At 72.1% G+C, this 12,896-nt stretch carries 11 protein-coding genes and 1 pseudogene; 6 read left to right on the top strand and 6 right to left on the bottom strand.

All coding sequences use genetic code 11. The features are described 5' to 3' along the window. Window positions 1-275: 275 nt before the first annotated feature. Window positions 276-1,805 (top strand): annotated as a pseudogene (ctaD, locus tag ADK57_RS19030) (cytochrome c oxidase subunit I); the annotation flags it as partial. Window positions 1,806-1,845: 40 nt separating this feature from the next. Here the strand turns inward: ctaD and ADK57_RS47600 are convergent. The 4 genes from ADK57_RS47600 to ADK57_RS19050 form a co-directional block, all read right to left on the bottom strand. Next, entirely contained in the window at window positions 1,846-2,922 is a 1,077-nt protein-coding gene (locus tag ADK57_RS47600) for a helix-turn-helix transcriptional regulator (RefSeq protein ID WP_078973208.1), read from the bottom strand. Window positions 2,923-2,971: 49 nt separating this feature from the next. Next, entirely contained in the window at window positions 2,972-3,775 is an 804-nt protein-coding gene (locus ADK57_RS19040; RefSeq protein WP_053750674.1) for a hypothetical protein, read from the bottom strand. Between the two features lie 89 nt (window positions 3,776-3,864). Further along, window positions 3,865-5,163: an ABC transporter substrate-binding protein gene (locus ADK57_RS19045; protein WP_053750675.1), complete on the bottom strand. Its 1,299-nt coding sequence runs from the start codon at window positions 5,161-5,163 to the stop codon at window positions 3,865-3,867. Beyond that, window positions 5,132-5,707 (bottom strand): hypothetical protein, encoded by a 576-nt coding sequence (locus ADK57_RS19050; RefSeq protein ID WP_053750676.1) that lies wholly within the window; start codon window positions 5,705-5,707, stop codon window positions 5,132-5,134. Before ADK57_RS19050 ends, ADK57_RS19045 begins: the two co-directional genes overlap by 32 nt. A 131-nt stretch (window positions 5,708-5,838) precedes the next feature. Here ADK57_RS19050 and ADK57_RS19055 point away from each other — a divergent pair, with 131 nt between their 5' ends. Genes ADK57_RS19055 through ADK57_RS19065 form a run of 3 tightly spaced genes read left to right on the top strand, consistent with a single transcriptional unit; the run spans window position 5,839 to window position 9,667 of the window. Next, window positions 5,839-6,318, top strand: a complete 480-nt coding sequence (locus tag ADK57_RS19055; RefSeq protein ID WP_053750677.1) for a hypothetical protein — start codon at window positions 5,839-5,841, stop codon at window positions 6,316-6,318. After that, the gene (locus tag ADK57_RS19060) at window positions 6,318-8,975 is read left to right on the top strand and encodes an ABC transporter permease subunit (RefSeq protein ID WP_053750678.1); all 2,658 of its coding nucleotides are present in this window, start codon (window positions 6,318-6,320) and stop codon (window positions 8,973-8,975) included. The genes ADK57_RS19055 and ADK57_RS19060 overlap by 1 nt, the downstream gene beginning before the upstream one ends. Then, complete coding sequence (locus tag ADK57_RS19065; protein ID WP_053750679.1) at window positions 8,972-9,667, top strand: ATP-binding cassette domain-containing protein; 696 nt, start codon at window positions 8,972-8,974, stop codon at window positions 9,665-9,667. The genes ADK57_RS19060 and ADK57_RS19065 overlap by 4 nt, the downstream gene beginning before the upstream one ends. On the opposite strand, the gene ADK57_RS19070 is transcribed toward ADK57_RS19065, so the two are convergent. Together ADK57_RS19070 and ADK57_RS19075 are read right to left on the bottom strand one after the other, a co-directional pair. Further along, entirely contained in the window at window positions 9,585-10,220 is a 636-nt protein-coding gene (locus ADK57_RS19070; protein WP_053750680.1) for a transglycosylase family protein, read from the bottom strand. The genes ADK57_RS19065 and ADK57_RS19070 overlap by 83 nt on opposite strands. 115 nt (window positions 10,221-10,335) lie before the next feature. Next, complete coding sequence (locus ADK57_RS19075; protein ID WP_053750681.1) at window positions 10,336-11,016, bottom strand: transglycosylase family protein; 681 nt, start codon at window positions 11,014-11,016, stop codon at window positions 10,336-10,338. A 538-nt stretch (window positions 11,017-11,554) separates the two neighbouring features. Here ADK57_RS19075 and ADK57_RS19080 point away from each other — a divergent pair. Together ADK57_RS19080 and ADK57_RS19085 are read left to right on the top strand one after the other, a co-directional pair. After that, window positions 11,555-12,337: a hypothetical protein gene (locus ADK57_RS19080; RefSeq protein ID WP_053750682.1), complete on the top strand. Its 783-nt coding sequence runs from the start codon at window positions 11,555-11,557 to the stop codon at window positions 12,335-12,337. Between the two features lie 157 nt (window positions 12,338-12,494). Then, a complete protein-coding gene (locus ADK57_RS19085; protein ID WP_053750683.1) occupies window positions 12,495-12,860 on the top strand; it encodes a hypothetical protein in 366 nt (121 codons plus the stop codon). Window positions 12,861-12,896: the final 36 nt, after the last annotated feature.

The following is a 12,896-nucleotide window of genomic DNA, read 5'->3' on the forward strand; positions in this document are numbered from 1 at the left end:
GTAATCGAACGCAATTCCCGCGTGTCGCAAGGGCTGCAAGAAAAGACCGGCGGAAAGTTCCGGGAGTACCGTTCCCGACCCCTTTCCCCGCCCCGATTCCGCGGGGGCCCGCGAGTGCCGACACCACATAGGAAATACACGGTTCCGGCACATAACCCCCGCATGCCCCCTGTCGGAGCACGTGACGGCGCGAGCATCATGGCGTGAGCTCGCGGGTCCGCGTGGCGCGGGCTTCAGCGGGCCCGGGGCAGGGCGAGCGAAGGGGCGAGCGAGCGATGGGGACGCAGACCGTGCAGGCGACGCCACGACCCGTGCGGACCGAGCCGCACGGCCGGCTGGTCGTCGACTGGCTGACCACCACCGACCACAAGAAGATCGGCCATCTCTACCTGATCACGTCGTTCGCGTTCTTTCTGATCGCCGGTGTGATGGCGCTGCTGATGCGCGCCGAACTCGCCCGGCCCGGTCTGCAGATCGTGGACAACCAGCAGTTCAACCAGCTCTTCACGATGCACGGCACGATCATGCTGCTGCTGTTCGCGACCCCGAGCTTCGCGGGCTTCGCCAACGAGCTGATGCCGTTGCAGATCGGCGCGCCCGACGTCGCGTTTCCGCGGCTGAACATGCTGTCGTACTGGCTGTTCCTCTTCGGCGGCCTGATCGTGCTCGGCTCGCTGCTCGTGCCGTCCGGTCCGCCCGCGTTCGGCTGGTTCGCCTACGCGCCGCTCAACGGCTCCGTGCGCTCCCCCGGCATCGGCGCCGACCTGTGGATCATGGGCCTTGCCCTGGCCGGTTTCGGCACGATCCTCGGCGCGGTCAACTTCGTCACCACGATCATCGGGATGCGCGCCCCGGGCATGACGATGTTCCGGATGCCGATCTTCGTCTGGAACACGCTCTTCACGTCGATCCTGATCCTGATGGCGTTCCCGGTGCTCGCGGCGGCCCTGCTGGTCCTGGAGGCGGACCGGCGTTTCGGCTCGCAGGTCTTCGACGCGGCCAACGGCGGTGCGCTCCTGTGGCAGCACCTGTTCTGGTTCTTCGGGCATCCCGAGGTGTACATCATCGCGCTGCCGTTCTTCGGCATCATCACGGAGATCATCCCGGTCTTCAGCCGCAAACCGATGTTCGGCTATCTGACGCTGGTCGCGGCCACGATGTCGATCACCGGTCTGTCGATGGTGGTGTGGGCGCACCACATGTTCGCCACTGGCGCGGTGTTGCTGCCGTACTTCTCGCTCATGAGCTTCCTGATCGCGGTGCCGACCGGCGTGAAGTTCTTCAACTGGACCGGCACCATGCTCAAGGGCTCGCTGTCCTTCGAGACGCCGATGCTGTGGGCGACCGGCTTCCTGGTGTCGTTCCTGTTCGGCGGCCTGACCGGGGTGATCCTGGCGTCGCCGCCTATGGACTTCCACGTCACGGACTCGTACTTCGTGGTCGCGCACTTCCACTACGTCGTCTTCGGCACGGTCGTCTTCGCGACCTTCGCCGGCTTCTACTTCTGGTGGCCGAAGTTCACCGGCAAGATGCTCGACGAGAGGCTCGGCAAGATCCAGTTCTGGACGCTGTTCGTGGGCTTCCACACCACGTTCCTGGTGCAGCACTGGCTGGGCGCGGAGGGCATGCCCCGCCGGTATGCCGACTATCTCGCCGCCGACGGATTCACCGCGCTCAACACCCTCTCGACGATCGGCGCGTTCCTGCTCGGCATCTCCACGCTGCCGTTCCTCTACAACGTCTGGAAGACCGCCAAGTACGGCAAGAAGGTCGACGTCGACGATCCCTGGGGCTTCGGCCGCTCCCTGGAGTGGGCGACCTCCTGCCCGCCGCCCCGGCACAACTTCAACACGCTGCCCCGGGTCCGCTCCGAGTCCCCGGCGTTCGATCTGCACCATCCCGAGTACGCGGCCCAGATTCCCCAGCCCGAGCCAAAGAGCGAGCAAGCCGGTCGCGAGCCGTCCTGATCGCCTCGGTCAGCTCGGCCGGTTCCAGTACCTCGAACTCGAAGCCCAGCATCATCACGTGGATCACCATCACGTCGAGGCTCGCGGCTCCGGTGCGCAGGATGCAGCTGTCCTTGCCGGAGGCTTCCAGAGTGCCGGCGGAGGGTGAGATGCGCTCCGCGGCCTCCTCCAGGGGCACGAGCAGCCGGATGACCGCGTGTGAGGCGTACGCGCGCGTGGAGACGCCCTTGGAGACGTACGCGGCGAGGTCGTCGGCAGGCGGCCTGCGCGGCTCGAAGCGCGGGCCGTGCGGCGGCTTGGGCGTGATGCGGTCGACGCGGAACGTACGCCAGTCGTCGCGGTCGAGGTCCCAGGCGACCAGGTACCAGCGGCGCTCGCTGCACACCAGGCGGTGCGGTTCGACGCTGCGGCGGGTGGGGGCGCCGATGGGGGTCCCCCCGCTCGAGGTTGTTCGAGAGTGGGGGCGGTCGCGGTACTCGAAGCGCAGCCGCTCGGTGTCCCGGCAGAGGTTGGCGAGCTCGGTGAGGACCCCGGGGTCGACGGACGAGGGCAGCGGGCCGCGCAGCATCGGCACGGTGAAGGCGTTCAGGGCGCTCACCCGGCGGCGCAGCGGGCCCGGCAGGACCTGCTCCAGCTTGGCGAGGGCCCGCACCGAGGTCTCGCCGATGCCGTCGATGCCCTGTCCGGCGGCCGTGCGCAGCCCCACGGCCACCGCCACGGCCTCGTCGTCGTCCAGGAGCAACGGCGGCAGCTCGGCGCCCGCGCCCAGCTGGTAGCCGCCGCCGGTGCCGGGGCTGGCGTTGACGGGGTAGCCCAGCTCGCGCAGCCGGTCCACGTCCCGGCGGACCGTGCGCGGGGTGACGCCGAGACGGTCGGCCAGGTCGGCGCCGGACCATTCGCGGTGGGCCTGCAGGAGCGAGAGCAGGCGCAGCAGACGTGCCGAGGTCTCCAACATGGGGCCGAGTCTGCCAGCGATCGCGGACAGCCACTGTCCGCAATGGGCTTCAGGCGCTGGTTCGGGTCACGGACACCGACAGGTCGTTGTCCCGTGTGTAGTACGGTCCCGCCTCCACCGGCCCGTCCGGTGTCTGCACGCGCGCGCGTGGATAGGTGAACACGGGCTTCTTGTCGGCTACGTCGTCGAGCAGCCGGGCGATCCGTACCCGCGGCCCGGCCTCCCCGCCGGGCCTGAGCCACAGGTCCCAGATGCCGGGCTCCAGAAGCGCGTACGCCACGGAGAAACCGAACTCCGTCCGGTCGACGGCCACTTCGGTGCGCCGGGCGGGGTCCGGGCCGTGCCGGCCGCGCAGTTCGGCGTACGCGTCCGGGGCGAAGCCCGTGCCGTACACCCGCCCCCGCACGGTCAACCCGGCGCCGCCGAGGCGCAGTTCGCCCGCCTCGGCGTGCGGGGCGCGCAGCCAGCTGCGGACCGTGAGGTTGCCCTGCCGGGTGGCGTAGGGGATACGGACGGCGACGTGGCCGCGGGAGCCGCTGGGGGTGCGGGCGGCGAGCGAGCGCAGGTCGGTTGCGCCGGGGGCGAGGCGCTGCGGCTCCCGCCCGGACACGCAGGCGTAGGCGTCCCAGCGGCCCTCGGGGAGGGCGACGGTGCTGGGCAGGGCGGCCCGCAGCCGGCCGTCCGCGGCCGGGCTGAGCGGGAGACCGACCTCCTCGTCCCCGTCGCGCCGGCGCAGCACCAGGTGCGCCACGTCGGTCGCCCCGCTCGCGGCGACGTCGAACGTCAGTCCGCCCGCGGAGTCGGCGACGCAGTCGGCGCGCAGCGGTGCGACCCGCGGAGCGGGCATCGTCATGCGACGGGGATCCTCCCTTGGATCTGTGCTGCCCGGTTAGACCGCCGACAGCGCCGTCTGGTTGCCTGAACGACCGTGTGCCCTTGCCGTCAGGGCCGATACGACAGCTGTGGTACGTCGAAGCAGGTGCTGTTCATGTCCCCTTGGGAGACCCATCCCCGGCCGTCCTCCCAGCGGGCCACCGACAGACAGGTCCTGCGGGTCTTCGGCGGTTCGGCGTGCCGCGCGAACACGACCGGGACGAGCAACCCGTCCGCGGTGTACGCCTCGCTGCGGTTCATGAAGGCGTCCACGCACGCGCGCGTGACGCCGGTTTCCGGGCAGGACCGTGCCGCGTCCGTGAACCACATCGCGGCCGCCCAGCCCTCCAACTGCCACTGGGAGTGCGTCTTCAACCCCTTGGTGGCGTCCCGGAACTCCCGCACCGCCTCATGGCCGGTGTCCTCGTGGTTGCGGCTGGACGCGGTCGCCCACAGGGCGTTGCGGCAGCGCGGAGCGTCCTTGTAGTCGTCGGGGACGGTGGACGTCCAGTTCTGCACGTTCGTGACCTTTGCGGTGACCTCGACGCCTGCCTCGTCCATCGCCTCGCACAGCCGGGCGTTGCCGTGACTGTCGATGGCGTCGAACACGAGGTCGGCACCCTGCTCCTTCAAGTCGGCCGCCACGGCACGGAAGTTGGGCAGCGCGAAGTCGACCTGCTCGGTGACCACCTTGTAGCCCTCGGCCTTCAGCCCTCGCTCGACCAGCGAGGCGTAGGCGGCGGACGCGGCCTGGTTGTAGGAGACGACGGCGGCCGTACGGGCGCCGTGCTCGCGCTTGAAGTAGCGGTAGACCTCCGTGCCGCCGTACTGCTTGCCGTCCCAGCCGGTCGAGCCGTTGCGGGGCGCGAGGCTGCCGTAGATGCCGTACAGGTGCGGCCAGGTGTCGTAGGCGGCGCCGATGGGCTGGCCCCCGATGTCGGGCACGCGCGCGTGTGCGACGCGGGAGGCGCCCGCGTAGTCGAGGGCGGTGGTGGCGACCAGGGCGACGACCTCGTCCTCGTCGATCAGCTTGTGCACACAGGTGTTGTTGCCGACGCCGCTGCCGCCGTCGTCGCACAGCCGCACCTCGACCGGGCGGCCGTCGATGCCCCCGCGCGCGTTGAGGCGGTCGAAGTACGCCTTGGCGCCGTCGCGGGGGCCGGTGAAGGCGTTGCCGCCGACCGGGCTGGTGGCGCTGGTGATGATGCCGACGCGGAGAGGGGCGCCGTCCCTCTGCGCGGGCGCCGACGTCCGGTCGCCGTGCTCGAAGTCGCTCTCCGGGAGGCGGCTGCCGCAGGCCGTGCCCAGCGCGAGCAGCAGCACGGCCGCGACGGCCTCAGCAGCCCGCGGCCGGCGACTGCGAAGCATTGCCGCTCAGCTGGACCAGCGCGCACAGGGTGTTGACCGACACCTTCCAGGTGCCGTCCTCCTCGACCGCGGTCCCGGAGGCGTCCGGCAGCGCCGTGGCACCCTTCAGGGTCAGCGTGTACGTCACGTCCGCCGCGGTCGGCGAGGTGAACGCGACCTTGGTGACCTCGGCCTCCACCTGCCCCCCGCGCGCGTCGCCGCTGAAGCCCGCGAGAACCGCGGACATCTTGTCGCCGTTCTCCAGGACGGCCTGCTTGTCCTTGAGGGCGGTCTTCGGGTCGAAGAACTTCTGCCAGTTCTCCTTGATCTCCTTCTCCGCCGCGACGGGGTCGGCGGGCGCGGTCGCCGCCGGTGCGCTCGTCGTCTGCTCCGTCTGCTCGACCGAGGGGGTGGGGGGAGTGCTGTCACTCCCGCCGCCGCTGTCGTCACTGCAGGCTGCGAGGGCCGGGGCGAGGAGAAGGACCAGGGTGGCCGCCAGCGCCGTACCCCTGGAGCCGCGTGTCCGCCGTCCGTTCCCCCGCCTGAGGTCGCTCCCGAGAACCATCTGGCTCACCACCGGGTGTCGGTCCGGGCCATGGGCGCCCGGTGCTTTCAGGGTCAGCTTGCAGGAGGCATAGTGCAAGCCATCGGCGGACTTGAACAGGCAGCCGGACACATGACGTGTGGGAGCCAGAGATGCGGACAGCCCGACTGCGGACCGTGCACCCCGTCCTGTGGGCCGGCTGGGCCGCGCTCGCCGCGGGCGCGGTGCTGTGTGTCATCGGCTGGTACGGCGTCTCGGGCGAGCGTTTCGCCGAACGCCAGCTGCCCTACCTCGCCTCCTGCACGGCCCCCGGAGCCTCGCTGATCATCGCGGGGGCGGTCCTCCTCACCCACGGCCGCAACGCACTGGCCGCCGCCCGCGTGGAGGAGCTGTACGGCCTCCTGGTGGCCGCCGAGCCCGCCGACGCAGGGGCGGCACCCGGGCAGTCCGCGTCCGCGCCCCTGGCGGTCAGCGGGGACCTCCTGATGGTGCCCGGCGGCACGCTGTGGCACCGCGCGGACTGCCCGCTGGTCTCGGGGAAGGTGGAGGCCGTGCCGGTGGACTCCAAGCTGGTGGCGAGCGGCGAACTGGGCCCCTGCCCCATCTGCGAGCCCGCCGAAGAAACCGACTGATGTCCTCCCTGACGTACGACCTCACGCTCGCCGGTCTGTCGGTCGGCGGGGCCGCCGCCCTCACCGGGATCGGCCTGATCGTCACGTACCGCGCGACCGGCGTGCTCAACTTCGCGCACGGCGCGATCGCGATGGTGTGCGCGTATGTGCTGCGGCAGTGCGTGGTCGAGTGGGGCTGGCCCCTGTGGGCGGGGGCGGCGGTCACGCTGCTGGTACTGGCGCCCGGCCTGGGCATGGTGTTGGAACGTTTCGTCTTCCGGCCGTTGTCGGTGCTGGGGAGTGACCCGGCACAGACCCTGGTCGCGTCCATCGGCGTGTTCGTACTGCTGGTGGGCGGGGCCGCCCTGGTGTGGGGACAGGGCGCTCGGGACGACGCTCCGGAGCTGGTGTCGGCGGACCCGTGGGGGCAGCTGGCGGTGGTTCTCGTACTGGCCGTGGGGGTCGGTACGGTGATCCGCTGGACGCGCTTCGGGCGGGAGCTGCGGGCCGTGGTGGACGACCGGCAGCTCGCCGTGCTCGGCGGGATCGACGCCGACCGGGTGGCCGCGGCGGGCTGGGCGTTCGGCTCGTTCACGGCGGGTCTGACGGGGGTGCTGCTGGCGCCGTACGTGCGCCTGGACCCTTACGGTCTGCCGCTGCTGGTCATGGAGGTGGTGGCGGTCGCGGTGGCCGCGCGGATGCGCAGTCTGCCGGTGGCCGTGGTGGTGGCGCTGGGCATCGGGGTGGCGCAGAGCCAGCTGACGAGACTGCACCCGTCGGGCTGGGCCGAGCCGCTGCTCCAGGCGGTCGGCGCCAACCTCTTCGTCGTGGCCCTGCTGGTCGCGGCGCTGGCGCTCCCCCGCATCGGCACGCGCGACGCGTTGCCGCGCACGGCCACCGCGCGCGTGCCGACGCCGCCGGGCGCCTGGATCGTGGCCGCCGTGCTGTTCCTGCTGCCCCTCGGCTTCGCGGGCTCGGACCTGCATACGGCGGTCCAGGTGCCGGCGCTGGGCGTCGTGCTGCTGTCCCTGGTGGTGGTGACGGGCCGCGGCGGCCAGATCTCCCTGGGGCAGGCGGCGTACGCGGGCCTGGGTGCGCTCTTCACGGCCCTGCTGGCGGCCGGACGCTTCCCGGGGCTGCCCCGACTCCCCGAACTGGCCGCGCTGGCCGTGGCGGTCGTTCTGGTGGCTCCCTTGGGCCTGTTGACGGGCTGGCCGGCGATCAGTCGCCGAGGCCTGGCCCTCGCGCTCGCGACCTTCGCGGTGGGCGTCGGGGTGAGCCGCTTCGTCTTCGCCCAGCCGTACGCCGTCTCCGGGCTGTCGCTGGGCCGCCCGGCCGGTTTCGACGGCGACCGCGCGTACTACGTCCTGGAACTGTTCCTGCTGGCGGCCGCACTGCTGGCGACGCACGCCCTGCGCAGGGGCCGGACGGGCCGTGCCCTCGCGGCCATGCGTGACCACGAGGCGGGCGCCTCGGCGGCGGGCGTCCGGGTTCCGTCCCTGAAGCTCCTCGCCTTCGTCGCGGGCGCCGCTCTGGCGGCCCTGGGCGGCGGCCTGCTCGGCATGGGCCTGCGCGCCTTCGACCCCGGCGCCTACGACCCCGTCCGCGGCCTGCTCTGGTTCGCCGCGGTCGTCGTGCTGGGCGCCGACAGCACTCTGGGCGCCCTGGCCGCGGCGGCGTTGCTGGTGGGCCTGGACGCGGGCGCCCGGGGCGGGGTGGCGGCGGCGCTGATCGGGGTGCTGGCGGTGCTGGTCGGGCGCTTCCCCGGCGGGCCGTACGAGGCGCTGCGGACGGCGGCGGGACGGCTGCGGTTGCGGCGGGGGGCGGTGTTGACGCCGTTGGGGGCGCGGATGCGCGAGCGGCTGCGGCCGACGCAGGTCCGCGGGGATCGGCCCAGGATCACGTCGGGTTCGACCGCGACCCGACCCCGACCCGTGGCCCCGTCGACTCGCTCGCTCACCCGCACCGCTCCCCCGCCCTCTCCCCTCCTCAGCGCCCACCACCTCCACGCCCGCTACGACGGCTTCACCGCCCTCGACGGCGTCGACCTCGACGTCCCCCACGGGCGGATCACCGCCGTCGTGGGACCCAACGGCGCCGGGAAGAGCACGCTCTTCCACTGCCTCGCCGGGACACACCGCCCCTCCCACGGGCAGGTACTGCTCGGCGGGCGGGACGTCACACGGCTGGCCGCTCACGCGCGCACACGGCTCGGCATCGCCCGCACCTTCCAGCAACTGGCGGTTTTCCCGTCGCTGACCGTGGCCGCGAACGTTCGGGTGGGCGCGGAACAGGGACGCGTCACCGATCCCGGCGCCGTGGAGCGGGCGCTCAGGCTGCTCGGGCTCGACGGGCCGGTCCGCGCGCTGCCCGCCGCCGGCCTGCCGACCGGCACCCTGCGCCGCGTCGAACTGGCCAGGGCCCTGGCGGGCAGCCCGCGCGTGCTGCTGCTCGACGAGCCCGCCGCCGGCCTGGACACCTCCGAAGTCGCCGCGCTCACCAAGGTCCTGAAGGCTCTCGCCGCCGACGGCACCGCCCTGCTCGTCGTCGAGCACGACCTGGATCTGGTCGCCGACCTCGCCGACGTCGTGCACGTGATGACGGCGGGCCGCATCGTCGCCTCGGGTCCGCCCACCCGCGTCCTCGACGCCCTCGGCGCCCAGGAGGCCCCCGCATGACCGTGGCCCTGGAGCTGCGCCACGCGCGCGTGCGTTACGGCCCCCTGGAAGCCCTGCACGGCGTCACCCTCGCCGCCCCGGGCCCCGGCCTCACCGTCCTGCTGGGCCGCAACGGCTCCGGCCGGACGACCGTCCTGCGCGCCTTGGCCGGAACCGTGCCGCTGTCCGGAGGGGCGGTGCTCTGGGAGGGCACCGACGTGACCCGCGTACCGGCGTTCGAGCGGGCCCGCCGCGGCCTCTGCCTGGTCCCCGAGCGGCAGGCGGTGTTCGGCTCCCTCACCGTGCGCGAGAACCTCGAACTCGCCGCGACGGCGTACGACGTCGCCCTGGACGCCTATCCGCAGCTCGCGCCCCTGCTCGCGCGCCGCGCCGGCACCCTCTCCGGCGGCGAGCAGCGCATGCTCGCCCTCTCCCGTGCCCTGCTGGCACGCGCGCGCGTGGTGCTCGTCGACGAACCCTCGCAGGGCATGTCACCCACGGTCGCGGCCCGCACGTACACCTTGCTGGCCTCGCTCGACGCGTGCGTGGTCGTCGCCGAGCAGCGGCTGCCGCCCGTACTGCACGGCCGGGCGGCGGTGGTCTACGAACTGCGCCGCGGGGCGGTGCTGTTCAGCGGAGAGGCGGGCGAGCTCCGGAGGGGGGAAGCGGCGGCCCGAACACGGCCGAGGAGCGGGCCGAGCCCTTCGGGATGACCAGCAGCGTGCCCACGCTCAGCCGGGCCGGATCCTGGCCGATCATGTCCTTGTTGGCCTCGTACAGCGCCTGCCAGCCGCCCTTGACACCGTACTTGCGGGCGAGCGCCGAGAGCGTGTCGCCGGGTTTCACGGTGTGCATACGGCCCTTGAGCCCGTACCTCTTGGAGCAGACCGGCCAGGCCTCCCAGCCCTGCGCGGCCACCACCTCCTGGGCGACGGCGATCTGCTCCTGCCGAGTGGCGAGATCCGCGCGCGGGGCGTACTTCAGCCCGCCGAACTCCTCCCAGGTGGGCTGCCAGAACTGCAGTCCCCCGTAGAAGCCGTTCCCGGTGTTGACGTTCCAGCGCCCGCTGCTCTCGCACTCGGCAATGCAGCCCCAGGGCCACTGGTCCTCGGCGCAGTCGTAGAGCACGTGCTTCGAGGACGGTCCGGGAGCCGGTGGCGGCGGTGCCGCGTGCGCGGCGCCGGAAGCAAGGGCGGAAGCAAGGGCGGCGGCAAGGACGGAGAACAGGACCGTGGCCAGGGCCGGCCTGATCGGCTTCGGGTGCATCGGCCCACGCTAGGCAGCACGTGCCGTACGCCCGTTGCGGCGCGTCCGATGCGCGCAGGGGCCCCACCCGGTCGGCGGACCGGGCGGGACCCCGTACCCGGGGAGGGGGAGCGGCTCAGAGATCGAGGCGCTGCCCGGGCACGATCACGTCGGGATCCTCGCCGACGACGGCCTTGTTGGCGGCGTAGAGCCGCTGCCAGGTGGTTCCGTGCCGGGCCGCGACGGCGCTCAGCGTGTCGCCCGCGCGGACGGTGTAGTCACCGCGGGACGAGCCGCGGGACGTGTTCTGCGTCGAGCGCTCCGGCGCCTTCGACGGAGCCGACTTGGTGGTGGCCGACCCCGATGTCGACCCCGATGTCGACCCCGAGGTGGATCCCGATGTCGATCCCGAGGTGGATCCGGCCGCGGCCGCGGGTGCGCTCCCGGATGCTCCGGCCCGCGTCGAACAGGTCGGCCACGCGCCCCACCCCTGGGCCCGCTGGACCTTGGTGGCGACGGCGATCTGCTGGGACCTGGTGGCCTGGTCGGCGGTCGGGGCGTAGGCCGTGCCGCCGTACGCGCGCCAGGTGGAGGCGGAGAACTGGAGTCCTCCGTAGTAGCCGTTTCCGGTGTTGATGTGCCAGTTGCCGCCGCTCTCGCACTGGGCGATGCGGTCCCACACCCCGCCGTCGGCCGCCGCGGCGTTGCCGGTCGCGGCCAGCAGCCCGAGCGGGGCGAGCAGTGCCGCCCCGGCGAGAACCGCCTTCGTACGGGTCTTGCGAACGTTGCCGCGAGTGGTATCGGCACATTCGGACATGTAGGTCCCTCTCGACGGACCCGGGGTCCCCCAAGGCGGGGCGCGACGCCGGCGTGTCGTACGCCGTCGTCGTGCTCCGCCCCGTCCGCCGGAGGCTGTGCTGTGACCTGGCTTGGTACGGCCGGCGGACGAACCCGAGCGGTGCTCGATGCACACGGCGGAGGAATGTAGAGAGGGTGACCGGCCGGCATCAACCAACTCCTCGTCATTCCAGGCCAGTTCGCCGTTACCCCAGGTATCGGCGACTTTCGGCCACCCACTTCATTACCTGATTTCCTGATTTGTCGACCAGCCACCTCGGCGGTCTGTGACCCACTTCACCGATCCAACTTCCTTGGCTTTCCAAGGAATTGACGGTGAGTGCCGGATTCCGTACCACAGGTGACCCTGCGCGGTGGATGGTTCGATTCCGTTCGCCGTGGAGCGTGACTCCCGCCACAGATCGCCCGTTGTCTTCTTCATGAGCCCGGGACCCGCCCGGTTCACGGGCCGGGAGCCACCCGGACCCGCCATGCACCACATCCCGAGGGAGCCACCCGTGCCGCGCATGCTCGACGTCAGCGACGAGGTACGCGCCGAGATCGGCGACGAAGAAGCCGACCGGCTGCTCGCCGGAGAGAACGCGCCCGGCAGTTACGACTGCACGTCCTGTCGCACCCAGGGCGACTCCCGACAGGAGCGCACCAGCACCGTCCTGTTCATCGGCGACGAGACCGCCGTCCTCGCCTTCGCCCACGCCGGCTGCCTGCCCTCCCAGGTCGTCCAGGTCACCGAGGAGCAGCTCCAGGGAGCGGTGAAGTCCATCACCGGCGGCACCCCCGAACTGGAGCCGGACAAGATCGCACCCGAGCAGGCCGTGCTCGGCGTGACGAGCGGACTCGTTCTGATCGCCGGGGAGTTGCACCCGGCGCTGGTGGTCGAGCCGACCGCGCCGATCGTGCGGCCCGGTGCGACGGGGGCCGGCGACGACTTCCTGCCGCTGCTCATCGAGCAGGGATTCATGCCGCTGACGGCGATCGAGTCCGCGCCGCCCGTGCTGCACGGGTGGTCGGTGCTGTTGGCCGTGGGGCAGCTGCACGCGGTGCTTCAGCCTTCGGTGAACGGCGGGCAGCCGGTGGCGTGGTGGCAGGCGCATCAGCCGTTGCAGGTGACCGAGAGCTGGCGGGCCGCGGCGAACAAGCACCAGCAGGTGCTGATGTTCGCGGCGCCGGTGGGGTCCATCGGGCGGCAGCCTCGGGAGGATCTGCTGCGGGACGCGCTGGACAAGGCTGCGGCGAACGGGAAGTTGGTTGCGGCCGCGATGCCGCTTGCGGGGACGTGATCGCGCCCAGCGGGAGGGGGCTGCGCATTCATCGGCGCTGCGGGTGATCCGTGGCTTGTCGCGCCCACAGGCGGCGCCGGACATCGATGCAGCCCCGCGCCCCTGAAGGCCGGCAACACAACCGCATCTCTTCAAGTGCGGGGTCGTTTGGACATACGTGCACAACTACGATGTTCCCCGCCGCCAGTTCCCGTCGCTCCCGTCTGCGCGAGTGGCTCAGGATCCTCCGGGCGGCCACTCGGCCACGCCGATCTACGACGCGCTCTACGCCGAGTACGTCAAGTCGTTCCGTTCGCTGCCGGGTGACCGCAGCGGCGAGGACGAGCTGGGCTTCACCGCCTTCGGGAACATCCCGCACGCCACGGGCTCGTTCAGCAACTCGTACAGCGCCTACAGCGCGGGGGCCTACAGCGCCCGCCAGCAGTCGCAGTGGCAGCGCGTGGGGCAGATCGGGCAGCAGCACAGCACCGGGATGCACCACGTTCCGGCGGCGCTGCCGCCCGGGCCCCGCAGAGGCATCTGAGCCATGAAGGAAGGGCGGCCCCGACGGGGCCGCCCT

The organism is Streptomyces sp. MMG1533 (assembly GCF_001279775.1).
Taxonomy (GTDB): domain Bacteria; phylum Actinomycetota; class Actinomycetes; order Streptomycetales; family Streptomycetaceae; genus Streptomyces.

Bases quoted from the DNA above. Each gene is read 5' to 3' on its own strand.
- ADK57_RS47600 (WP_078973208.1), bottom strand. From the start codon at position 2,922: ATGTTGGAGACCTCGGCACGTCTGCTGCGCCTGCTCTCGCTCCTGCAG.
- ADK57_RS19040 (WP_053750674.1), bottom strand. From the start codon at position 3,775: ATGACGATGCCCGCTCCGCGGGTCGCACCGCTGCGCGCCGACTGCGTC.
- ADK57_RS19045 (WP_053750675.1), bottom strand. From the start codon at position 5,163: ATGCTTCGCAGTCGCCGGCCGCGGGCTGCTGAGGCCGTCGCGGCCGTG.
- ADK57_RS19050 (WP_053750676.1), bottom strand. From the start codon at position 5,707: ATGGTTCTCGGGAGCGACCTCAGGCGGGGGAACGGACGGCGGACACGC.
- ADK57_RS19055 (WP_053750677.1), top strand. From the start codon at position 5,839: ATGCGGACAGCCCGACTGCGGACCGTGCACCCCGTCCTGTGGGCCGGC.
- ADK57_RS19060 (WP_053750678.1), top strand. From the start codon at position 6,318: ATGTCCTCCCTGACGTACGACCTCACGCTCGCCGGTCTGTCGGTCGGC.
- ADK57_RS19065 (WP_053750679.1), top strand. From the start codon at position 8,972: ATGACCGTGGCCCTGGAGCTGCGCCACGCGCGCGTGCGTTACGGCCCC.
- ADK57_RS19070 (WP_053750680.1), bottom strand. From the start codon at position 10,220: ATGCACCCGAAGCCGATCAGGCCGGCCCTGGCCACGGTCCTGTTCTCC.
- ADK57_RS19075 (WP_053750681.1), bottom strand. From the start codon at position 11,016: ATGTCCGAATGTGCCGATACCACTCGCGGCAACGTTCGCAAGACCCGT.